Source organism: Streptomyces glaucescens, assembly GCF_000761215.1.
GTDB classification, from domain to species: Bacteria; Actinomycetota; Actinomycetes; order Streptomycetales; family Streptomycetaceae; genus Streptomyces; species Streptomyces glaucescens_B.
In genome coordinates, this window is the sequence record NZ_CP009438.1 from 3,505,974 (window position 1) to 3,527,295 (window position 21,322).

The following is a 21,322-nucleotide window of genomic DNA, read 5'->3' on the forward strand; positions in this document are numbered from 1 at the left end:
AGGTACCGCGAGCGGGGGCTCCGCCTAGTCGCGGGACGCGTACGCCAGAAAGTCCGTCCAGGCCTCGGGGGCGAGGATGAGGCGGGGGCCGCCGGTGTGCTTGGAGTCGCGGATGTGGATGGTGCGGGGGGTGGTGGCGACCTCCAGGCAGGAGTCGCCTTCGCTGCCGCTGCTGTAACTGCTCTTGCGCCAGTCGACCGCGACCTCGACGCAGGACTCGCCATCGTTGCCGCTGCTGTAACTGCTCTTGCGCCAGTCGAACGCGACCTCGACGCAGGAGTCGCCCTCACTGCTGCTGCTATAGCTGCTCTTGAACCACGTCAGCAGCACCTCGTCCGCCCTGTCCAGATACTCCGGGCGGGGGATCCGTTTCCCACCCTCGATCTTGTAGACGAGGTCCTCCCCGTACCCGACCGCCGCCGCGAACTCAGCGGCTCGCATCCCCACGGCCTCGCGCCGCAGCCGCAATTGCCGCCCCCACGGTGGTGACGACGGCGAGACCCCAGTCGTCATCCGGATCCACCTCCCACCCCGGCTCGTCCGCCTCGGTCCTGAGCCGTCCCGCGTCCGCTTCCACCAACATCCGCACCCCTCCGTCGTACCGCTGTAGCGCAGCAGCGCCCTACCCGTACGCCCCGACCCGACAGCCCGGACATGACCGGACAAGCCTCGGACAGTAACCGTACGTACCCACTGAGTGACTTCTCACGGTACGCACGCACCGCCACGCTGAGTGACGTGAACCAGGAAACCGTCACCCCCGTCCGCAACTACAGCGTCCAGCTCTCCTCCACCCGGCGCGGAGCCCGCCTCGCCCGGCTGCTGGCCGCGGAGCGACTGCGCTCGTGGGGGCTGCCCCTGGACCCGGCGGAGCTGATCGTGGCCGAGCTGGCGGCGAACGCCGTCACGCACGGCAGGGTGCCGGGCCGGGACTTCCGCCTGCTGCTCTACGTCGTCGGCGACACCCTCCGCATCGAGGTGACCGATACGTGCGGCACCCGGCTGCCCCGCGTCCGGCAGGCGGATCCGGACGCCGACTCGGGCCGGGGCCTCCTCCTGGTCGACGCCCTGGCCGCTCGCTGGGGAGTCACCGAGGGACCCGCACCGCGCAAGACGGTCTGGGCGGAGGTCACTCGATGACGTGGCCGTCGGGGCCGCCCCAGGCGGCCCCGCCCTAAGGTGGCCCCCGCCCCAGCGGGCACCCCCGGCTCTCGATCCCTTCTTACGAGTGACCTTACGAGTGACCCAGTTCCGCCGTTTCCTCGTCCGTCGTGTCCGGGACCGAGCCGGAGTCGCGGGCCGGGCGGAGGGGGAAGGGGTCGACCCGGGTCTCGTCGATGACCGGCGGGGCCGGGCGCGGGGTCTTCGGCATGATCGCGGCCTCGGAGTGGCCGCCGCAGCCGTAGGCCAGGGAGACCACGCGGCCGTCCGCCGGGGAGAACTCGTTCGCGCAGACGCCGAAGGCCTGGCCGAGGGAGCCGCCGATGCGGAGCAGGAATCCGCAGCTGACGCAGGCGGCGGGGGCCGCCTGGGCCATCGGGGTCTTCGGGCCGAACGCCTCCTCCCAGCGGTCGGCGGCGGTGTGCAGGCCGTAGCGGGACAGGACGCGGGCGCGGCGCAGGCCGAGTTCCTCGGCGACCGCGGCGATGGTGCCGCGGACGGGTGTCTGGGGGAGGTGGGCGGGCGTGCCGGCCGTCACCTCCACGTCCTCGGCCTCGACCAGCTCTGCCATGTCCGCGGCAACCAGGGAGTTCGGCGGCGGCTCGTCCCCGCCGGTGTAGCCGGGCTCCAGGCGCAGGTCGTCGGCGTCGGTGGGCAGGAGGTCGCCGGGGCCCATGTCGCCGGGGCGCAGGCGTTCGCTCCAGGGCACCCATTCGGGAGCGAGGACGGCGTCGGGGCCGGGGAGGAGGACGGCCTCGTCGACCGTGACGATCTTGGCGCGGGAGGCGCGGGCGACCGTGACGGCCCAGCGCCAGCCGCGGTAGCCGAGTTCCTTGCACTCGAAGAAGTGCGTGACAACGCGGTCACCCTCGGAGACCAGCCCCACGTGCTCGCCGACCACGCCGGGCGCGGCGGCCTCCTCGGCGGCGGCGCGGGCGAGGTCGACTGCCTCGGCGCACAGGCGGTCGGGGGTGCGGCTTCGCGTTGTCGCTGCGCTCACAGGTATCGCTTCTCTCCTACGCCGTCTTACGGGTGCGCCTTGCCTTGAGGCGGTGGGGGCGGCGGACGGAGCGGACCTGGGGGCCGCGTCGACGTCCGTGTCCTCACGCTCTCGGGCACACCTACGTCATCCATTCTGCGGGATGCCGGTGAGGCGCGCGGCCGAGAACGTTCGCCACGGCGCGCTACGCACGCTACCTGTTCCCGTGCACTTGGCCTACACCGCCGCCCGTCCCGGCCCGGCCGAGTTCGTCGTCTTCCGTGCCGTACCCCCATTACTCCGGCCCTTCTCAGGGCACTATGACGGGGTGGCAGTCGCGAGCACGCCCGAGGGGCCGGCCGGGACCGGCGGGGCCAAGGGGAGCAGCCGACGCAGCGGAACGGGCCGGACGGGCGGACCGCTCCGCGCGGTCGGGCGTGCCCTGCACCTGCCGGTGACCGGGACCGCGCGCGGCATCCGGAAGGCGACGCACGCGCACGGCGCGGGCGAGTCGGGGCTGGGCAAGCTGATCGAGCTGCACGCGGTCAACGGCGCCGGCGACGTCATGATCACCGTGGCGCTCGCGTCCACCGTGTTCTTCTCGGTGCCGACCGATGAGGCGCGCGGGCGGGTCGCCCTGTACCTGGCGATCACGATGGCGCCGTTCACCCTGCTCGCGCCGGTGATCGGGCCGCTGCTCGACCGGATCCCGCACGGCCGCCGGGCGGCCATGGCGTCCGCGATGCTCGCCCGGGCGCTGCTCGCCCTGGTGCTGTCCGGGGCGGTGATCTCCGGCAGCCTCCAGCTGTATCCGGCGGCGCTCGGGGTGCTGGTCGCCTCGAAGGCGTACGGCGTGGTGCGCAGCGCCGTCGTGCCCCGGCTGCTGCCACCGGGCTTCTCGCTGGTGAAGGCGAATTCCCGGGTGACGCTCGGCGGGCTGCTGGCCACGGCCGCGGCGGCCCCGGTGGGGGCCGGGCTCCAGGCGCTCGGCCCGCGCTGGCCGCTGTTCGGCGCCTGTGTGATCTTCCTCGCCGGGACGGCGCTGTCCTTCTCGCTGCCGCCGAAGGTCGACTCCGCCAAGGGCGAGGACACCGCGCTGCTCGCGGCGGACGCGGAGCATCTGCACGGCCCGCACCGCAAGCCGGTCAAGCGCCCCACGCTCAGGACGGTCGGCATCGCGGTCACCCACGCCCTCGTGGTGAACGCCACCACCCGCTGGCTGGCCGGTTTCCTCATCTTCTTCCTGGCCTTCCTGATGCGCGAGCACCCGCTGACCGGGCAGAGCGCCGCCGTGTCGCTGGGCATCGTGGCGGTGGCCGCGGGCGTCGGGAACGCCTGCGGCACGGCGGTGGGGTCGGCGCTGAAGGCCCGCGCGCCGGAGATCATCATCGTCACGGTGGTCGCGGTGGACGTGGGTGTGGCGGTCGCCGCGACGGTCTTCTTCGGGGCGTTTCTGGTGGCCTGTCTGTCCGCGGTCGCCGGGTTCTCGCAGGCGCTGGCCAAGCTGAGCCTGGACGCGCTGATCCAGCGGGACGTGCCGGAGCAGGTGCGCACGTCGGCGTTCGCCCGCTCGGAGACGCTGCTCCAGATGGCCTGGGTGCTGGGCGGGGCGGTGGGCATCGTGATGCCGCTGAACGGCACGCTGGGCCTCGCGGTGGCCGCCGCGGTGCTGGCCGCGGGCTGGCTGACGACCGTGCGGGGACTGCTCGGCTCGGCCCGGAAGGGCGGCCGGACGCGCGCGCGAGTGGCGTAACCCACGCCACGGCTCGGACCCCACCCGGGCGGGGTTCCGGGTGCGCCAGATAGCCTTCGGCCATGACCACGCTGCAATCTGTGCGACGCCGCCGCGCCGTCGCCGTCGCCGGCGCCGTTTCCGCCGGACTGCTTGTCCTGTCGGCCTGCGACAAGCCGACGCCGGTCTCGACGCTCACGGTCGGTTCGGACTCGGTCAACGCCGAGGCGACCTGCTACGAGGAGGGCAAGGTCCTCAAGGCGCAGGACCTGGCCAAGTGCCTCAAGGAGAAGGACATCAAGTCCATCACCGTCGATCCCGACGAGACCGTGCGTTTCGGTGTCGACCCGGAGATCGCGGACGAGGGCTGGACGATCCTGATGAACGGTCAGCCGCTGACCGACTCCAGCAAGAAGACGTACCGGACGATTCCGGGCAGCGTGTTCTTCAACGCCCAGTACGGCGCGCAGGGCGACTCGACGCTCGTCTCCATCCGGGAGGGCGAGACCGAGGCCACCGGTCTGTGGAACTTCAAGCTGAAGAAGGACTCCTGACCACGTCCGCCGTACCCCGCGTCCTGGTCGCCACCGCGGTCCCCGCCGAGCGGGACGCGGTGGCCCGGACGTTCCCCGGGACCACCGGGCAGGTCGTCGCGGTGGGTGTGGGTCCCGCCCGCGCCGCCGCCTGTGTGGCGACCGCCCTCACCGGGGCGGCCCGTGACGGCCGCCCCTTCACCCTGGTGGTCTCCGCCGGCATCGGCGGCGGCTTCGCCCCCGGGGCGCCCGTCGGCTCGCTGGTCGTCGCCGACGAGATCACCGCGGCCGACCTCGGCGCCGAGACCGCCGACGGCTTCCTGCCGGTCACCGAGCTGGGCTTCGGCACGATCACCCACCGCTGCCCCGCGGCGCTCGTCCGGGACGCCGCCGCGGCCACCGGAGCCCGCCCCGGCACGGTCCTGACCGTCTCCACGGTCACCGGTACCGCCGCCCGCGCCGCCGCGCTGCGGGCGCGCCACCCGCGGGCGCTCGCCGAGGCCATGGAGGGCTTCGGGGTCGCCGAGGCCGCCGCCGCGCACGGGGTGCCCGTGCTGGAGCTGCGGGCCGTGTCCAATCCGGTGGGCCCGCGCGACCGCGCCGCCTGGCGGATCGGCGAGGCGCTGGACGCGCTGGCGGACGGCTTCGGGAAGCTCGCACCCGTACTGGAAGGCTGGACGTCACATGACCGACACGACCGGTGAGAAGCTGCGGATCGCGTACTCGCCCTGCCCGAACGACACCTTCGTCTTCGACGCCCTGGCGCACGGCCGCGTGCCCGGCGCCCCCGCGCTGGACGTGACGTTCGCCGACATCGACGTCACCAACGGCATGGCCGAGCGCGGCGAGTTCGACGTGCTGAAGGTGTCGTACGCCGTCCTGCCGTACGTGCTCGACGAGTACGCCCTGCTGCCGTGCGGCGGCGCGCTGGGGCGGGGCTGCGGGCCCCTGGTCCTGACCCGGGAGCCGGGCACCGACCTGACCGGCCGTACCGTCGCCGTGCCCAGCGAGAGGTCGACGGCCTACCTGCTGTTCCGGCTGTGGGCGGCGGACACCGTGCCCGGCGGGGTGGGACGGATCGTGGTGATGCCGTTCCACGAGATCATGCCCGCCGTGCGGGACGGGAAGGTGGACGCGGGGCTCGTCATCCACGAGGCCCGGTTCACGTACCGGAACTACGGGCTGCACCGGCTCGCCGACATGGGCGAGCACTGGGAGGACACCACGGGGCTGCCGATCCCGCTGGGCGCGATCATCGCCAAGCGGTCGCTGGGCGCCGGGACGCTGCGGGGGCTCGCCGACGCGATCCGCACGTCCGTGCGGGCCGCGTGGGACGACCCCGAGGTCTCCCGGCCCTACGTCATGGAACACGCCCAGGAGATGGACCCGGCCGTCGCCGACCAGCACATCGGGCTGTACGTCAACGAGTTCACCGCCGGTCTCGGCGAGGACGGCTACGCCGCGGTCCGCGGGCTGCTCACGCGCGCGGCGGCCGAGGGACTGCTCCCGCCCCTCGGCCCCGACGCGCTGGATTTCCCCTGACCGTCCCCTATACGTCGAGCTGGTCGGCGACCGCGCGGAGCAGGCCGGCGATCTTCTTGCCGGAGGCCCGGTCCGGATAGCGGCCCTTCTCCAGCATCGGCGTGATGTTCTCCAGCAGGGTCGTCAGGTCCTGGACGATCGACGCCAGCTCGTCCGGCTTCTTGCGCTGCGCGGCGGCCACCGACGGGGTCGGCTCCAGCAGGGTCACGGAAAGGGCCTGGTCGCCGCGCTGCCCGGCGACGACGCCGAATTCCACGCGCTGGCCCGGCTTGAGCGTCTCCACTCCGTTGGGGAGAACCGAGGAATGGACGAAGACGTCACCGCCGTCGTCGCGGGAGAGAAAGCCGAAGCCCTTCTCGCTGTTGAACCACTTGACCTTGCCGGTAGGCACGTCTGTCCTCGTCCTCGTACTCGTCGGAAAACTGCTTCGGAAACGGCTCTTGACAGCACTAGAGCGGGTCGTCACTGACCCGCCGGTACCAAGGCTAATGGTCCCGGGGCCGCTGACAAGACGTCGCCCGGCTGTTCCCTCGCGCTGGGAACTACCCTGGTGCGGTGCGTGACAAAACCCTCTCGAATCCCGCCGCGCCCGGTGACCGGCTGGTCCGTGCCGGAGCCGTCGTGTTCTTCCTCGGTGCCGTGGCCACGCTGGTCACGGTGGCCCCGTTGTTCCTCGGCACGACGCCGTTTCCGACGTACATGTTCGCACTGAGCATGCTCATGGGCGTCGGATTTCTGATCGCCGCGGCGGGGGTGCTGCGATCCGTCGCCGCCGGGCGCCGTCAGGCGCGGGAGGGCTCCGGCTCCCCGGCGAGGTGACCGGCGAGCCATTCCGGGAACGCGGTCAGGTCCGTCAGCACCACGTCCGTGCCCGCCGCGCGCAGCTCGTCCGGGCCGAACGGTCCGGTCGCCACCGTCACCGACAGCGCGCCGGCGGCCCGGGCCGCCCGGATGTCGCCCAGGTGGTCGCCGACGTAGACACCCGCGGCGTGCTCGCGCAGCGCCACCCCCTTGGCCTCCGCCCACAGGTCGCCGACCACCGCGTCCGGCTCGATGCCCAGGTGCTCCAGGTGCAGCTTGGCGTTCGGCTCGTACTTCGCGGTGACGACCAGCGCGCGACCGCCGGCCGCCCGGACCGCCGCGATCGCCTCACGGGCACCGGGGAGGGCGGGGGTGGGGGTGATGGCGTACGCCGGATACATCGACCGGTAGAGGTCCGCCATGGCCGGGACGTCCGCCGCCGGGAACCAGTTCGCCAGCTCCTCGGCCAGCGGCGGGCCCAGGCGGGTCACCGCGAGGTCGGCGTCGATGAACGTGCCCGTGCGCTCGGCGAGCGCCCGGTAGCAGGCGCGGATGCCGGGACGCGAGTCGATCAGGGTCATGTCGAGGTCGAAGCCGACGGTGGGGGCGGGACGCGCGGTGGGAGAGGCCATGGGGGTCATTGTGCCGGGACGGCGAGTGGAGTGACCGGTTAGCGCTGTCGCTGGGAGCGCCAGACCAGGAAGGCCGCCGAGGCGAGGGCCGCGCCCCGCAGGACCCAGGGCCAGGTCTCGCCGACCGCCGCGCCCATCCCGCCCTCCGGGATCGGCTCCCCCCAGCGGCCCTCCGTGCGGCCCCACAGCCAGGTGAAGCCGCCCGCGACGGCCAGCGCGGGCAGGACCATCACCGCCCACTTGACCTCGGCCTGGGTGAGGCGGCGTGACAGGTAGACGATGAGCCAGCCCAGGGCGAGGACGAGGAGGTGGCCGAGGGCCGCGCCGGCGACCAGGAGGGCGGCGGCGAGCAGCAGGAGCGGGTTGTTCCACTGCCTGGTCACCGGCAGCAGACGGCGCCGGGGGGTCTCCTCCGCGGTCGCCTCGGCCGTCTCCTCGGCCGTCTCCCCGGCGCCGGTCCCGGCCGGCGCCGGCCGCTTCCCGGATGCGGGGCCGTCCGCCGGCGGCGGCTTCAGCAGTTCCGGGATCTCCACGCCGCCGACGAATCCCGGCACCGCCTCCCCCGCGCCGAACGGGGTGCCGTCCACCCGCCACCAGTCCGGCCGGCCGGCGGAGTGCCCGAGTTCGTCGAGGCTCGCGAGGTGGGGCGGGGACGGGGCGTCGTCGGCCGGGCGCCCCGGTTCGGCGGGGCGGGGGCGGGGCACGATCCGGCGCAGGCCCTTCGGCAGGCCGCGGGTCTGCTCGGCGGGGCCCTCCTGGGGGTCCTTCGGGCGGCGCTCCCGGGCGGCGGCCTTCCCGGGTTTCTCGTCCCGCTGGGCGGGCACCGCGGCCCGGGGCGGCTCGGGAGCGGCCGGCGCCCCGCTGTCGCCCGCGGCCGTGACCACGTCGTCGGGGCTGCCCAGGCGGTCGATGATGCGGCGGACGGCGGCGGGGCTGTCCACCGGCGCCTTCGCCCGCCGCCGGTCGATCTCGTCCCGCAACTGGCTGACCAGCCGCATCCGGGCGGCGGAGGGCAGCTGCCGCTGCTGCGCCACGTCGCCGACGCGGCTGAGATATTCGTAGACGACCTTGTCGCTCTCGATGCCCACGCTGTCCCCTCCGGGGCGGGTGTGCCGTTCTCCGCTGTACGCCGGATTCCCCGGGTGACGACGTTAGCGCAGGGGAGGCCGGGCGACGGCCCGTCAGCTTCGTCCGCACGGAGCGGACTTGCCCGCCACCGGGCGCGGCCGGCGGGTGGCGGGACGCGGGCGGTGCCGGGGCCGGCCGGGCGGGGGCACCAGGGCGGCGTTCCGTTCGCCGGCCGGGACGGGGCGGGTCCGCACCGCGCCGGCGCCGGGGCCCGCGCACACCTGGGGCCGTGCCCCCGCACCCGCTACCGTGGACCGGATGAGCACCGAGGAGAAGCCCGCGGCCCCCCGGTCCCTCGCGGAAGCGCTCCGCGCCCGGGACGACGACTCCCTTGCCGCGCTCCTGCGCAGCCGCCCCGACCTCATCACGCCCGTGCCCACGGACCTGACCCAGCTGGCCACCCGGGCGGGCACCCGGGCCTCGGTGGTGCGTGCCCTGGAGCGGCTGGACCGGTTCGCGCTGCAGACCGCGCAGGCGCTGGCCGTGGCCCCGGACCCGGCGTCGTACGCGCAGCTGCTCGGCCTGCTGGCGGGCGACGACGGCGATCCGGCCGTGGCGGCGGCGCTGCCGCGCGCGGTGGGCGTGCTGCGCGAGCAGGCGCTGGTGTGGGGCGGCGACGACCGGCTGCGGCTGGTGCGCACCGCGCGGGAACTGCTCGCGCCGTCCCCGCAGCACCCGTCCCCGACGGGGCTGGGACCCACGGTGCAGGAGGCGACCGCCGGGATGTCGCCGGGCCGGATCCAGGAGATCGTGGCGGAGGCGGGTCTGCCGTCCACGCACGACGCGGTCTCCGCGGTGGCCTCGCTGACCGCGCTGTTCTCCGACCGCGCCCGAATGCGCGCGCTGCTCGCCGACGCGCCGCGGGAGTCGCTCCAGGTGCTGGAGCGACTGGTGTGGGGGCCGCCGTACGGGCAGGTCACCGCGGAACCGGCGCCCCGGCTGCGGTGGCTGCTGGACCGGGGGCTGCTGCTGCCGACCGCGCCCGGCACGGTGGTGCTGCCGCGGGAGGTGGCCCTCCATCTGCGCGCCGGGCGCGCGCACCGGGCGCCCGAGCCGGTGCCGCCGGCCGTGGAGCTGGCGGCCGCGCACCGTCCACAGGTTGTGGACGCGACGGCCGCCGGACAGGCGCTGACCGCGCTGGCCACCGTGGAGGAACTGCTGAAGGAGTGGGACGAGGGCGGTCCCGCGGTGCTGCGGGCCGGCGGACTGAGCGTGCGCGACCTGAAGCGCACCGCCGTCGCCCTCGACGTCCCCGAGCCGGTCGCCGCCTTCTGGGTGGAACTGGCCTACGCCGCCGGGCTGATCGCCTCCGACGGGGAGGCCGACGAGCGGTACGCCGCCACCCCGGCCTACGACGAGTGGCTGGAGCGGCCCCCCGCCGAACGCTGGGGCCGGCTCGCCGAGGCGTGGCTGGCCGCCACCCGCACGCCGGGGCTCGTCGGCGGGCGGGACGCCAAGGACCGCACCCTGTCCGCGCTCGGCCCCGGCCTCGACCGCTCGGCCGCGCCCGAGGTGCGGCACCGGGTGCTCGGCCTGCTCGCCGCCCTGCCCGAGGGCGCGGCGCCCGACGCCGAGTCGGTGCTCGCCCGCCTGCGCTGGGAGCGGCCCTCGCGGGGCGGCCGGGAAACCGAGGAGGACCTGCGGGCGCGGCTCGCGCGGTGGACGCTGACGGAGGCCGAGCTGCTCGGTGTGACGGGACGGGGGGCGCTGTCCGCGCACGGGCGGGCCCTGCTGGGGGCGCCCGCACCCGCGCACGCGCCGGAGCGTACGCCCGCGCCGGAGCCGGAGGGCCCCGGGGACAAGCTCCCCGTGCACCACCACCGCCACCCCGCACCGGCCGCACCGCTCTCCCCCGCCGAACAGGCCGTGGCCACCGCCGCCGCCACCCGGCTGCTCGCCCCGCTGCTGCCCGAACCGCTGGACCACGTCCTGCTCCAGGCCGACCTCACGGCCGTGGCGCCCGGCCCGCTGCACCGGCCGCTGGCCGAGACGCTGGGGGTGCTCGCCGAGGTCGAGTCGAAGGGCGGCGCGACCGTCTACCGCTTCACCCCCGCCTCCGTACGCCGCGCCCTGGACGCCGGCCGCAGCGCCTCCGACCTGCACGCGTTCCTCGCCGAGCACTCCCGCACCCCGGTGCCGCAGCCGCTCGCCTACCTGATCGACGACGTCGCCCGCAGGCACGGCCACCTGCGGGTGGGCGCCGCCTCCGCGTACGTCCGCTGCGACGACGACGCGCTGCTCGACGAGATCCTCGCCGACAAGCGGGCCGCGGGGCTGCGGCTGCGCCGGCTGGCGCCGACCGTGCTGGCCGCCCAGGCCGACCCCGCCACGCTGCTGGAGGGGCTGCGCGGCATGGGCTTCGCCCCGGCCGCCGAGTCCGCCGAGGGCGACGTGCTGATCACCCGCGCGCACGCCCACCGCACCCCGCCGCGCACCGCGCCCGAGCCGGTGCCGGACGGCCCGCCGGTGCCCGACGCGACACTGCTCGCCGCCGCGATCCGGGCGATCAAGGCGGGCGACCTCGCCGCGACCGCCCCCCGCGAGCCGGGTGCCACCGGCAGCTCGGGCGCCGGGGCGCCGCCCGCGGGCGGCGAGCCGCCGCGCACCGGCCCCGCCGAGACCCTGGCCACCGTGCAGGCCGCCGTCCTCACCGGGCAGTCGCTGTGGATCGGCTATGTGAACGCGGAGGGGGCGGCGAGCCGGCGGGTGATCGCCCCGGTGCGGGTGGAGGGCGGCTTCGTGACGGCGTACGACCACACCGCGGACGAGGTCCGCACCTTCGCGCTGCACCGCATCACGGGTGTGGCGGAGCTGGCGGACGAGGAGGGCTGAGGGCGCCGCCCGCGCGGGGCCCGCTCACCCGCACGGGTGTACGCGGGCGTTCATGCACGCCACGCCGGGCTTTTCCCACCCATGAGGGAGCTTGCCGGGCCCGCCGCATTCCGGCGCCGGGAGCCGGGCAGCCACCGGTTGTCCTGATCACGCACGAGCCCGGGCCGCCAGGCGGCGGCCCGGGCGGCACAGCCGAAAGGAAGTCCCCATGCGCGCAGCCCGTCGTGCGGCCGCCGTTCTCTCCGCCGCCGTCCTGATGTTCGGCGCTCTCACCACCCAGGCCGCCGCGATCAGCATCGACGTCGCCGGACTGGTCCTCGAGACGCCGCAGGTCTGATCCGGCGCCCGCGGCCCGGGCCGGTCCCGTTCAGCCCCCCCGGGACCGGCCCCCGACCTCTCCCCCGTCCCGTGCGAAAGGCCTGACGTCCCATGCGCTGCGAACCCCCCGTCCCCCTGCGCCGCACCCGCGCCGCCGCCGTCGCGGTCTCCGTCACCGCGCTGGTCTCGGCCGCCGCGCTGGTCGGCGCCCTGGCCCCGCGGGCGTCCGCGGCGGCGCCGCTGCCGTTGCCGTTCGCCGGAGCCGAACCGCTGGTCACGGAGGGGGTGACCATCGAGGGACCGCTGATCAACACGATCGCTCTGCCCACGCTGAGGTGACCGGGCGCCGGCGGTAGCTGTCCCCTTCGAGCCGTACGGTCTCCGCGTGGTGGGCGAGACGGTCCACCATCGCCGGGAGGGACGGGCCGTCGAGGACCTCGTGCCAGCGCTCCAGCGGGCGGTCGCTGGTCACGATCAGCGAGCCGCGCTCGTAGCGGTGGGCGACCAGGCGGAACAGCAGGCGCGCGGCGTCCGCGTCGAAGGGGACGTAACCGACCTCGTCGACGATGAGGAGGGGAACGTCGTCGAGCCCGGCCAGTTTCTCCGCGAGCCGCCCCGCGGCCTCGGCGCCGGCCAGCCGGTCCACCCATTCGGCTGCGGTCGCGAACAGCACCCGGTGCCCGGCCTGGCAGGCGCGCAGCCCGAGCGCGATCGCGAGGTGGGTCTTGCCGGTGCCGGGGGCGCCGGTGAACAGCACGTTGCGGCGGGCGGCGAGGAAGTCGAGCTTGCCGAGCCGGGCCACCGCGTCCCGGTCGAAGACGCGCGGGTACCCGGTGTCGAAGTCCTCGAGCTGCTTGCGGGCGGGGAAGGCGGCGTCCCGGATCCGGTCCTCGGCGTGCGACTCGCGCGCGGGCGGACCGGCCTGGGCGGGGAGGGGGAGGGGAGCGGTGGCCGGCCGCACGCCGGGTGCGGCTCCGCCCGCCGGGCCGGGGCCGCCGTCGTGGTGGGGGTGCCGGCCGGCCGGGGCGTGCTCCCGGGGGGCGTGGGCGTGTTCGGAGCGCGCGGCCATCGGTCCCGACATGTACGCGAGGATCGCGGCCGACAGGATGAACGCCATGTGGATCACCGTGCCCCACAGCAGGTCGTGGCGTTCCGTGTGGTGCACGTCCACGAACATCTGGAGCAGGTGCACCGAGGAGATGCCCACGATGGCGGTGGCGAGCTTGACCTTCAGCACGTTCGGGTTGACGTGCGAGAGCCATTCCGGCTGGTCGCGGTGGCCCTGGAGGTCGATGCGGGAGACGAACGTCTCGTAGCCGCCCACGATCACCATGATCAGCAGGTTGGCGATCATCACCACGTCGACCAGCTTCAGCACCGCGAGCATCACATACGTCTCGTCGGCCCGGCCGCTCACGCACCGCACGATCAGCGTCCACAGCTCGTTGAAGAACTTGTAGACGTAGACGCCCTGCACGACGACCAGGCCGAAGTAGAGCGGGGCCTGGAGCCAGCGGGTGGCGAACAGGGCGTACCCGAGCGTGGCGGTGGGCGGAGGGGGTGTACGCGTCATGGTCTGCACATCCGCCATTCTTCGCAGCCTCCGGCCGTACGGCCGCATGCCGCCACCCGCAGGACTGAATAGACATCCTGTAGGAACGGCCGGCGGCAGGGCCCGCCGTCCCGCCGTGGATCAGGCACACTGGACGTTTGGCCGCGCGGAAGGATGGACGCACGTGAACGGACCTCTGATCGTCCAGTCGGACAAGACTCTGCTGCTCGAGGTCGACCACGAGCGGGCCGACGACTGCCGTCGGGCCATCGCGCCGTTCGCGGAGCTGGAGCGGGCGCCCGAGCACATCCACACCTACCGGGTGACGCCGCTCGGGCTGTGGAACGCGCGGGCCGCCGGGCACGACGCCGAGCAGGTGGTGGACGCGCTGGTCGAGTACAGCCGCTACCCGGTGCCGCACGCCCTGCTCGTCGACATCGCCGAGACCATGGACCGGTACGGGCGGCTGTCGCTGGTCAAGCACCCCGCGCACGGGCTGGTGCTGACCGCCACCGACCGGCCGGTGCTGGAGGAGGTGCTGCGTTCCAAGCGGATCGCCCCGCTGGTGGGCGAGCGCATCGACCCGGACACCGTCGTGGTGCACCCCTCGGAGCGCGGGCAGATCAAGCAGACGCTGCTGAAGCTGGGCTGGCCGGCCGAGGACCTCGCCGGGTACGTGGACGGCGAGGCGCACCCGATCGACCTGGCCGAGGACGGCTGGGCGCTGCGGCCGTACCAGAAGCAGGCGGTCGAGAACTTCTGGCACGGCGGGTCCGGTGTCGTCGTCCTGCCGTGCGGTGCCGGGAAGACGCTGGTCGGCGCCGGGGCGATGGCCCAGGCCCGGTCGACGACGCTGATCCTCGTCACCAACACCGTCTCCGCGCGGCAGTGGAAGCACGAGCTGGTGAAGCGGACCTCGCTGACCGAGGACGAGATCGGCGAGTACAGCGGGACGCGCAAGGAGATCCGGCCGGTCACCATCGCCACCTACCAGGTGCTGACGACCCGGCGGAAGGGTGTCTACCCGCACCTGGAGCTGTTCGACTCCCGGGACTGGGGCCTGATCGTCTACGACGAGGTGCACCTGCTGCCGGCGCCCGTCTTCAAGTTCACCGCCGACCTCCAGGCGCGGCGGCGGCTCGGGCTGACCGCGACGCTGGTCCGCGAGGATGGCCGCGAGTCCGACGTGTTCTCCCTCATCGGGCCGAAGCGGTTCGACGCGCCGTGGAAGGAGATCGAGGCGCAGGGGTACATCGCGCCCGCGGACTGCGTCGAGGTGCGGGTGAACCTGACCGACTCCGAGCGGCTGGCGTACGCGACGGCCGAGGCGGAGGAGAAGTACCGGTTCTGCGCCACGACCGCGACCAAGCGGAAGGTCACCGAGGCGATCGTGCGGCGCTTCGCCGGACAGCAGATCCTCGTCATCGGCCAGTACATCGACCAGCTCGACGAACTCGGCGAACACCTCGGCGCACCCGTGATCAAGGGCGAGACGACCAACGCCCAGCGCGAGAAGCTGTTCGACGCGTTCCGGCAGGGCGAGATCAGCGTCCTGGTGGTGTCCAAGGTCGCCAACTTCTCCATCGACCTGCCCGAGGCCACCGTCGCCATCCAGGTCTCCGGCACCTTCGGCTCCCGGCAGGAGGAGGCCCAGCGCCTCGGCCGCGTGCTGCGGCCCAAGTCGGACGGCCACCAGGCGCACTTCTACTCCGTGGTCGCCCGCGACACCATCGACCAGGACTTCGCCGCCCACCGGCAGCGTTTCCTCGCCGAACAGGGCTACGCGTACCGGATCATGGACGCGGACGAGCTGCTCGCGGGGAGCTGAGGCCGCAGCAGCACCAGCAGCGCCACCGCCACCAGCGGGTACGGCGACGCCAGCGGCTGCTGCCACCACGCCAGGCGCAGGTCCGAGGACCCCTCGTGCGGGACCAGCCACAGGGTGCGCGCGGTGAAGACGAGCGCGGTCGCCGCCGCGAGGCGGGGGCGGCCGTCCGCCAGGAGCACCGCGATCAGCGGGACGCACCACACCCAGTGGTGGGACCAGCTGATCGGGGAGACCAGGAGCGCGGTGAGCGCGGTCAGCGGGACGCCGTGGCGGTCGCCGCCCGCGCGGGCCGCCAGCAGGAGGCCGGCCGCCGCCGTCAGCAGCGCCGGGAGCCACCACGCCGGGCCCGGGGCCGGATCGCCCAGCAGCCGGGCCACCAGCCCCTGGAGGGACTGGTTGTCGACGATCCACGGCTTGCCCACCCGGCCGGTCTCCCAGAGGTGGCGCAGCCAGTAGCCGGCGCTCGCCGCGGGCAGGAGCAGGGCGCCGAGCAGGACCGTCGCGGCGAGCGCCGCCGTCGCGGCCGCGGCCTCGCGGCGGCGGCCGGTCAGCAGCAGGTACGGGACGAAGACGGCCGGCGTCAGTTTGATCCCGGCCGCGATCCCCACCGCCACACCCTTGCCGCGGGCGCCGTCCGGCCGGGTGAGGTCCCACAGGACCAGGCACGCCAGGGCGAGGTTGACCTGCCCGAAGAGGAGGGTCTGGAAGACGGGCTCCAGCCACAGCGCGAGGGCCGTCGCCGCGCACAGCGCCGGCACGCGCGCGGGCAGGTCCGCCAGGCGGGCGGAGAGGCGCACGAGCCAGGCGAGCAGCGCGGTGTTGCCCGCGAGGAAGACCGCTTTCAGGGCGGCCGGGGGGAGCCAGGCCGTGGGGGTGAGCAGAAGGGCGGCGAAGGGCGGGTAGGTGGCCGGGAGATGCCACTCGGTGACCGTGAACCCGTACAGGTCACGGCCGCCGAGGACCGCCTCGCCCTCCGCCTGGTAGACCAGCGCGTCGGCCATGGGGATGCGCTGGGCCACGCACAGCACGGCGAACGCCGTGAGGGAGACCACGAGGAGGAGCCAGGAAGTCGCGCTGCGTGCTTGGCAGGTCACGCCGGTGACCCTAGGGGGTGTGCGGCCCGCCGGGCCGGACGCCGGGAGCCCGGCGCGGTCGACGGGGTGCCCCCGGGACCGTCACGGGCGGCGGACTCCCGCCTCCTCGCCGTACTCACCGAGGATGATCACGTCGAAGGCGGCGCCCGCGAAGACCCGCACGGCGCGGAGCGCGTCGCCCAGCCGGTGCCGGTGGCTGCCGGTGACGGCGGTCGCGCCGGACGGGGGCCGGGCGGGGGCCGGTAGGGGGGTGATGGCTGCTGCACTCATGTCTCCATGGTGGATTCCCGGACATAAGGTCCGCATCGGTCTCTGGTCTGCTTCGTCCCCTAGGGGGGCGGGGGGTGCCCGTACGCCGTGCGGGGGAAGCGCGGTGCGCTGCCTTCCGGGGGCGCGGCGGGGGCGCTGGCACCGGGGGCGGCGGGGCGCTCACGGGGCGGCCCCCGGAAAAACGGCTGGCCCGCACCCGCACCGCTCGCCTAAAATCTCCGCTCTTGCCCGCCTCCCCACGGAGTGCCGCCGCCCGGACGGAAACCGGTCGGCATCCCGCAGCCACCCGCCCACGCAGGTCCTTCCGGAGGCACCCCCTTGTCCACCGCCGGCCCCGCGGCCCCCGCGGCCACCCCAGCCCCCGCCGATCCGCTCTCCCGGGAGCGCGCCCACCTCGCCGCCTCCCGCGCCGCGCTGCGCGCCATGCGTGAGGACGTGGCGGCGCTGGACATCCGCGACGTCACCGCGAACTGGGTGAACGCGCAGGTCCTGCAGCGCCAGATCGACGAACGGATCAAGGCGCTCGCCGACCTCAGCGACACCCCGCTGTTCTTCGGCCGCCTCGACTACCTGCACGCGCCGGGCGCCGACCGGGCCGAGGGCGCGGAAGGGGAGCGCTTCTACATCGGGCGGCGGCACGTGCACGACGCGGACGGCGACCCGATGGTGATCGACTGGCGGGCGCCGGTCTCGCAGCCGTTCTACCGGGCCTCGAAGAAGGACCCGATGGACGTCGGGCTGCGCCGCCGCTTCGGGTACACGGGCGGCGAGCTGACCGCGTACGAGGACGAGCACCTGTCGGACCCGGCGGAGGCGGCCCGGACCAGCAGGCTGCTCCAGCGGGAGATCGAGAAGCCGCGCGTCGGCCCGATGCGGGACATCGTCGCCACCATCCAGCCGGAGCAGGACGAGATCGTCCGCTCGGGGCTCGGCGGCACCGTGTGCGTGCAGGGCGGTCCGGGCACCGGGAAGACCGCCGTCGGCCTGCACCGGGTCGCCTACCTGCTCTACGCCCACCGTGAGCGGCTGGCCCGCACGGGCACGCTCGTCATCGGCCCCAACAAGTCCTTCCTGCACTACATCGAGCAGGTACTCCCGGCGCTCGGCGAGCTGACCGTGCGTCAGGCGACCGTGGACGACCTCGTGGCGCACGTCGAGGTGCGCGGCGCGGACGACGCGGCCGCCGCGGTGGTGAAGGGCGACGCGCGGATGGCGCGGGTGCTGCGCCGGGCCGTGTACTCCCACGTGACGATGCCCGCCGAGCCGGTCGTGGTGGTGCGCGGCTCCCGGCGCTGGCGGGTCCCGGCGTACGAACTGCAGGACATCGTCCGCGAGTTGCTGGACCGCGACATCCGCTACGGCGCCGCCCGCGAGGCCCTTCCGCAGCGGATCGCGCACGCCGTGCTGGTGCAGATGGAGCGGGCGGGCGAGGCCCCGGACGACCGGGTGCAGGACGCGGTCGCCCGCAACGGCGCGGTCAAGGCGGCGGTGAAGGCGATCTGGCCGGCGGTGGACCCGGCGAAGCTGGTGCTGCGGCTGCTGACGGACGCGGACTTCCTCGCCGTCCACGCGGACGGGATCCTCTCCGCGGACGAGCAGAAGACGATCCTGTGGGCGAAGCCGGTCCGCAGCGTGAAGTCGGCCAAGTGGTCGGCGGCGGACGCGGTGCTGATCGACGAGGCGGCGGACCTGGTGGAGCGCACGCACTCACTGGGGCACGTGGTGCTGGACGAGGCGCAGGACCTGTCGCCGATGCAGTACCGGGCGGTGGGGCGCCGCTGCACCACCGGCAGCGCGACCGTGCTCGGCGACCTGGCGCAGGGCACCACCCCGTGGGCCACCCGCAGCTGGGAGGAGGCGCTGGCGCACCTGGGCAAGACGGACGCGGTGGTCGAGGAGCTGACGGCGGGTTTCCGCGTGCCGACGGACGTGATCGCGTACGCCTCCCGGCTGCTCCCGCACATCGCGCCGGGCCTCACCCCCGTCGCCTCGATCCGCGAGAACCCGGGCCACTTCGAGGTGCGGCCCGTCGGCGGCACGCCGGACGTGGTGGCGGCCTGCGAGGAGTCGCTGCGCCGCGAGGGCTCGATCGGCCTGATCGCCGCGGACGCCCGCGTCCCCGCCCTGGCGGCGGCCCTCACGGAGGCCGGCATCCCGTACCTGGCCCCCGGCGAGGAGACCACCGCGCGGACCCGGCTGACGCTGGTCCCGGCGTCCCTCGCCAAGGGACTGGAGTACGACCACGTGGTGCTGGACGAGCCCCGGGCGGTCGTCGACGGCGAGCCCGACGAACGCACCGGCCTGCGCCGCCTGTACGTGGCCCTCACCCGAGCGGTGTCGGGGCTGATCGTGACGCACACGGCCCCGCTGCCGCCGCAGCTCGGATAGCCGCGGCACCGCGGGCGCCCGGCGCCGGCGTTCCCGCGGCGGCGGAACGCCCGTCGCCCCGGGGGCTCCGCGGGCCGGCAGCCACCCCGGCGGACGGACCGACGGCGCCACCGGACGGACGGCACCTACGGTTCACCGGCCCGCACCCGCCCAGCAACGGCAGCCCGCGACACACGGCCCCCGCCCGCCGAACGCCCGGAGCCACCGGGCGGACGGCACCTACGGTTCACCGGCCCGCACCCACCCAGCAACGGCAGCCCGCGACACACGGCCCCCCCGTCGAGCGCGGACCCCGGTGGCCGGCGCGTGCCGGGTGCCGGCACCGTGCCGTGGCAGGGCCGCCGCTCCGGCGGGCCCCCGTTCAGCCCGCGTCCAGGACCTCGCGCCACCGGGCGACCGCCGCCGGGCAGACCGGTCCGTCCCAGCCGCGGGGGCGGGCCGCGCCGCCGATGTGGAAGGCGTCGAGGCCGGCGGCGAGGAGCCGGGGGAGGTGGTCGAGGCGGAGGCCGCCGCCGACGAGGATCCGCTGCTCGTAGCCGGGTTCGCCGCGCCGCGCCGCCTCGGCGAGCAGGGTGGGCAGCCCGTCGTCGACACCGGTCGCCGCACCGGCGGTGAGGTAGGTGTCGAGGCCGGGCATGCCGTCGAGCTGCTTGCGCAGGGCGTCGCGGTCGGCGGCGTGGTCGATGGCCCGGTGGAAGGTCCACGGGCAGCCGTCGAGCGCGGCGGCGATCCGCTCGACGGCGTACACGTCGACCTCGCCGTGCGGGTCGAGGAAGCCGAGCACGAACTGGTCGGCCCCGGCGCCGCGCAGCTCGTGGGCGAGGCCGGCGAGCCGGTCGAGGTCGCCGGCCTCGAACCCGTCGGTGAGCCGCAGCATCACCCGCATCGGGATGTCGACGGCGGCGTGGATCGCGGTGACGGTGCCGGCCGGCGGGGTGAGCCCGTCGGCGGCGATGTCGGTGATCACTTCGAGGCGGTCCGCGCCTCCGGCCTGGGCGGCGACGGCGTCCTCGACGTCGAGGGCGATCACCTCCAGGACTGCACGCTTGCTCATGACACCCCATTCGTCGGCGTTCGTCAGCCGCACTACGGCTCTATAGGTCTAGTCCAATCAAAGACTACGCCTGTACGGGGCCGCCCTCACCCGAAGATGCAGAGTTCGCCCGGCTCCACGCCCGCCAGCTCGAAGTCCTGCCCCGCCGTCGAGCGGCCCGCGTAGAGCCGCACGAGGACCGGGCCGCTCCCGATGAAGCGGGCCGGCGGCCGGGTGCCGCTCACCTCGCCGAGCAGCAGCGGCTCGTCGGCGTCGTCCAGGTCGGCGTGGAGCGGCACGTGCCCGCGCTCCCGGGTGAGCCGGGCGAGCAGGCCGAGGGCGTGCGGCAGTCCGGCACCGGCGTACGCCCCGGGCTCGCCGAGCACCTCCCGGACGTCGCCCGCGTGCACCCACTCCCCCAGCGCGACCATGTCCAGCACCCCGCCGGCCTTCGCGATCACCGGCCCGGCCTCGGTCATCCCGCGCTCCAGCTCGTCCACGACCTGCGCGTTGGTCCAGCCGGCGCGCTCGGCGATGTCCCGGTCGTTGGACTCGGGCGAGAACACGCCCGGCTCGAACCGGTGCTCCACCACCCGCATCAGCGCGGCCGAGCAGTGCGCCAGCACGTCCCGCACCGTCCATCCCGGGCACGCCTCGGTCGGCCGCGCGAAGTCCTCGTCCGGCCGGCTCCGCAGCAGCGGGACCAGCGCGTCCCGCTCGATCGTCAGCAGCCGTCCGGGCAGCTCGGGGTCCCGTTCCTCGTGTACGTCCGTCGTAGTGGTCATGGGGCCAACGCTAGGCGCCGGGGCGCCGTCCCGCGGGACAATGCCCGCATGGTCGATCTCGACGAGCTGCGTGCCCGCTTCGCCCGTTCGCTCCAGCGGGCCCGGCATCCGGCGGACGGTCCGGACCCGTCGCCGTACGCCGAACGGCTGCTGGCCCGCTGGCAGGAGCCGCAGCGGCGCTACCACACGCTCACCCATCTCACCGCGGTCCTCGACCACATCGACACGCTGGCCCGGTACGCGGACGACCCGGACCTGGTGCGGCTGGCCGCCTGGTTCCACGACGCCGTGTACCTGCCGGAGCGGTCGGAGAACGAGGAGCGGTCCGCGCGGCTCGCCGAGCGGGCGCTGGCCGAGGCGGGGCTGCCGGACGACAGGACCGCCGAGGTGGCCCGGCTGGTGCGGCTCACCGCCGGGCACGCGCCCGACGGCGACGACCGCAACGGGCACGTGCTGTGCGACGCCGACCTGGCGGTCCTCGCCTCGCCGCCGTCCGGGTACGCCGCCTACACCGCCGCCGTGCGCGAGGAGTACGGCTTCGTCCCCGCCGACGCCTTCCGCGCGGGCCGCGCCGCGGTCCTGCGCGAGCTGCTGGCCCTGCCCCGGCTGTTCCGCACCCCGTACGGGGCGGAGCACTGGGAGAGGACCGCCCGCTACAACCTCACGGCCGAGCTGGAAATGCTGTCGTCCTGAGCGCGGCGGCTCGCCTAGCCT

The 21,322-nt window shown here is 74.8% G+C and carries 22 protein-coding genes and 1 pseudogene; 12 read left to right on the top strand and 11 right to left on the bottom strand.

Features of this window, described 5'->3' with window-relative positions:
- Window positions 1–24: 24 nt before the first annotated feature.
- Together SGLAU_RS33630 and SGLAU_RS36240 are read right to left on the bottom strand one after the other, a co-directional pair.
- Complete coding sequence (locus tag SGLAU_RS33630) at window positions 25–330, bottom strand: DUF397 domain-containing protein (RefSeq protein WP_412556267.1); 306 nt, start codon at window positions 328–330, stop codon at window positions 25–27.
- Window positions 325–583: pseudogene (locus SGLAU_RS36240) on the bottom strand (helix-turn-helix domain-containing protein); the annotation flags it as partial. The pseudogene SGLAU_RS36240 and the gene SGLAU_RS33630, both read right to left, overlap by 6 nt.
- 155 nt (window positions 584–738) lie before the next feature.
- On the opposite strand from SGLAU_RS36240, the gene SGLAU_RS15070 reads away from it, so the two are divergent.
- A complete protein-coding gene (locus tag SGLAU_RS15070) occupies window positions 739–1,140 on the top strand; it encodes an ATP-binding protein (protein WP_043501892.1) in 402 nt (133 codons plus the stop codon).
- Between the two features lie 94 nt (window positions 1,141–1,234).
- On the opposite strand, the gene SGLAU_RS15075 is transcribed toward SGLAU_RS15070, so the two are convergent.
- The gene (locus SGLAU_RS15075; RefSeq protein WP_043501894.1) at window positions 1,235–2,161 is read right to left on the bottom strand and encodes a DUF3027 domain-containing protein; all 927 of its coding nucleotides are present in this window, start codon (window positions 2,159–2,161) and stop codon (window positions 1,235–1,237) included.
- Between the two features lie 307 nt (window positions 2,162–2,468).
- On the opposite strand from SGLAU_RS15075, the gene SGLAU_RS15080 reads away from it, so the two are divergent.
- From SGLAU_RS15080 to SGLAU_RS15095, 4 genes are all read left to right on the top strand, one after another.
- Entirely contained in the window at window positions 2,469–3,893 is a 1,425-nt protein-coding gene (locus SGLAU_RS15080; RefSeq protein WP_043501896.1) for an MFS transporter, read from the top strand.
- Window positions 3,894–3,955: 62 nt separating this feature from the next.
- On the top strand, window positions 3,956–4,426 hold the full coding sequence (locus SGLAU_RS15085) for a hypothetical protein (protein ID WP_063838875.1): 471 nt from the start codon (window positions 3,956–3,958) through the stop codon (window positions 4,424–4,426).
- On the top strand, window positions 4,396–5,109 hold the full coding sequence (locus tag SGLAU_RS15090) for a futalosine hydrolase (protein ID WP_078957728.1): 714 nt from the start codon (window positions 4,396–4,398) through the stop codon (window positions 5,107–5,109). The genes SGLAU_RS15085 and SGLAU_RS15090 overlap by 31 nt, the downstream gene beginning before the upstream one ends.
- Window positions 5,090–5,947 (top strand): 1,4-dihydroxy-6-naphthoate synthase, encoded by an 858-nt coding sequence (locus tag SGLAU_RS15095; protein ID WP_043501900.1) that lies wholly within the window; start codon window positions 5,090–5,092, stop codon window positions 5,945–5,947. The genes SGLAU_RS15090 and SGLAU_RS15095 overlap by 20 nt, the downstream gene beginning before the upstream one ends.
- A gap of 7 nt (window positions 5,948–5,954) precedes the next feature.
- Here SGLAU_RS15095 and SGLAU_RS36700 read toward each other — a convergent pair whose 3' ends face one another.
- A complete protein-coding gene (locus SGLAU_RS36700) occupies window positions 5,955–6,338 on the bottom strand; it encodes a cold-shock protein (RefSeq protein ID WP_043501902.1) in 384 nt (127 codons plus the stop codon).
- Between the two features lie 164 nt (window positions 6,339–6,502).
- Between SGLAU_RS36700 and SGLAU_RS15105 the strand changes: the two genes are divergently transcribed.
- On the top strand, window positions 6,503–6,766 hold the full coding sequence (locus SGLAU_RS15105; protein ID WP_043501904.1) for a hypothetical protein: 264 nt from the start codon (window positions 6,503–6,505) through the stop codon (window positions 6,764–6,766).
- Here SGLAU_RS15105 and SGLAU_RS15110 read toward each other — a convergent pair.
- Both SGLAU_RS15110 and SGLAU_RS15115 read right to left on the bottom strand, forming a co-directional pair.
- A complete protein-coding gene (locus tag SGLAU_RS15110; protein ID WP_063838876.1) occupies window positions 6,730–7,380 on the bottom strand; it encodes an HAD family hydrolase in 651 nt (216 codons plus the stop codon). The genes SGLAU_RS15105 and SGLAU_RS15110 overlap by 37 nt on opposite strands.
- A gap of 38 nt (window positions 7,381–7,418) precedes the next feature.
- A complete protein-coding gene (locus SGLAU_RS15115) occupies window positions 7,419–8,468 on the bottom strand; it encodes a hypothetical protein (RefSeq protein ID WP_043501907.1) in 1,050 nt (349 codons plus the stop codon).
- Between the two features lie 298 nt (window positions 8,469–8,766).
- On the opposite strand from SGLAU_RS15115, the gene SGLAU_RS15120 reads away from it, so the two are divergent.
- The 3 genes from SGLAU_RS15120 to SGLAU_RS15125 all read left to right on the top strand — a co-directional run bounded on the left by SGLAU_RS15120 (window position 8,767) and on the right by SGLAU_RS15125 (window position 11,997).
- Window positions 8,767–11,340: a helicase C-terminal domain-containing protein gene (locus tag SGLAU_RS15120; protein WP_043501908.1), complete on the top strand. Its 2,574-nt coding sequence runs from the start codon at window positions 8,767–8,769 to the stop codon at window positions 11,338–11,340.
- 208 nt (window positions 11,341–11,548) lie between these two features.
- Window positions 11,549–11,677 carry a hypothetical protein gene (locus SGLAU_RS36705; protein WP_086171292.1) on the top strand — a complete coding sequence of 43 codons (129 nt, stop codon included), beginning with the start codon at window positions 11,549–11,551 and terminating at the stop codon, window positions 11,675–11,677.
- A gap of 92 nt (window positions 11,678–11,769) precedes the next feature.
- On the top strand, window positions 11,770–11,997 hold the full coding sequence (locus tag SGLAU_RS15125; RefSeq protein WP_043501910.1) for a hypothetical protein: 228 nt from the start codon (window positions 11,770–11,772) through the stop codon (window positions 11,995–11,997).
- On the opposite strand, the gene istB is transcribed toward SGLAU_RS15125, so the two are convergent.
- Window positions 11,966–13,231: an IS21-like element helper ATPase IstB gene (gene istB / locus SGLAU_RS15130; RefSeq protein WP_244315215.1), complete on the bottom strand. Its 1,266-nt coding sequence runs from the start codon at window positions 13,229–13,231 to the stop codon at window positions 11,966–11,968. The two genes, SGLAU_RS15125 and istB, sit on opposite strands and share 32 nt — an antisense overlap.
- 163 nt (window positions 13,232–13,394) lie before the next feature.
- Between istB and SGLAU_RS15135 the strand changes: the two genes are divergently transcribed.
- Window positions 13,395–15,038: a DNA repair helicase XPB gene (locus SGLAU_RS15135; protein ID WP_043501912.1), complete on the top strand. Its 1,644-nt coding sequence runs from the start codon at window positions 13,395–13,397 to the stop codon at window positions 15,036–15,038.
- Here SGLAU_RS15135 and SGLAU_RS15140 read toward each other — a convergent pair.
- Together SGLAU_RS15140 and SGLAU_RS15145 are read right to left on the bottom strand one after the other, a co-directional pair.
- Complete coding sequence (locus tag SGLAU_RS15140; RefSeq protein ID WP_052413766.1) at window positions 14,990–16,132, bottom strand: glycosyltransferase 87 family protein; 1,143 nt, start codon at window positions 16,130–16,132, stop codon at window positions 14,990–14,992. The two genes, SGLAU_RS15135 and SGLAU_RS15140, sit on opposite strands and share 49 nt — an antisense overlap.
- An 81-nt stretch (window positions 16,133–16,213) precedes the next feature.
- The gene (locus SGLAU_RS15145; RefSeq protein ID WP_043501914.1) at window positions 16,214–16,402 is read right to left on the bottom strand and encodes a hypothetical protein; all 189 of its coding nucleotides are present in this window, start codon (window positions 16,400–16,402) and stop codon (window positions 16,214–16,216) included.
- 423 nt (window positions 16,403–16,825) lie between these two features.
- On the opposite strand from SGLAU_RS15145, the gene SGLAU_RS15150 reads away from it, so the two are divergent.
- Window positions 16,826–18,790, top strand: coding sequence for a HelD family protein (locus SGLAU_RS15150; protein WP_244315339.1), 1,965 nt, complete (start codon window positions 16,826–16,828; stop codon window positions 18,788–18,790).
- Window positions 18,791–19,151: 361 nt separating this feature from the next.
- Here the strand turns inward: SGLAU_RS15150 and SGLAU_RS15155 are convergent, their stop codons facing one another.
- Together SGLAU_RS15155 and SGLAU_RS15160 are read right to left on the bottom strand one after the other, a co-directional pair.
- Window positions 19,152–19,844 (bottom strand): copper homeostasis protein CutC, encoded by a 693-nt coding sequence (locus tag SGLAU_RS15155; protein ID WP_043501917.1) that lies wholly within the window; start codon window positions 19,842–19,844, stop codon window positions 19,152–19,154.
- A gap of 86 nt (window positions 19,845–19,930) precedes the next feature.
- Window positions 19,931–20,608: a maleylpyruvate isomerase family mycothiol-dependent enzyme gene (locus SGLAU_RS15160; protein WP_043501919.1), complete on the bottom strand. Its 678-nt coding sequence runs from the start codon at window positions 20,606–20,608 to the stop codon at window positions 19,931–19,933.
- 48 nt (window positions 20,609–20,656) lie between these two features.
- Here SGLAU_RS15160 and SGLAU_RS15165 point away from each other — a divergent pair, with 48 nt between their 5' ends.
- A complete protein-coding gene (locus SGLAU_RS15165; RefSeq protein WP_043501920.1) occupies window positions 20,657–21,301 on the top strand; it encodes an HD domain-containing protein in 645 nt (214 codons plus the stop codon).
- The last annotated feature ends 21 nt before the right edge of the window (window positions 21,302–21,322 follow it).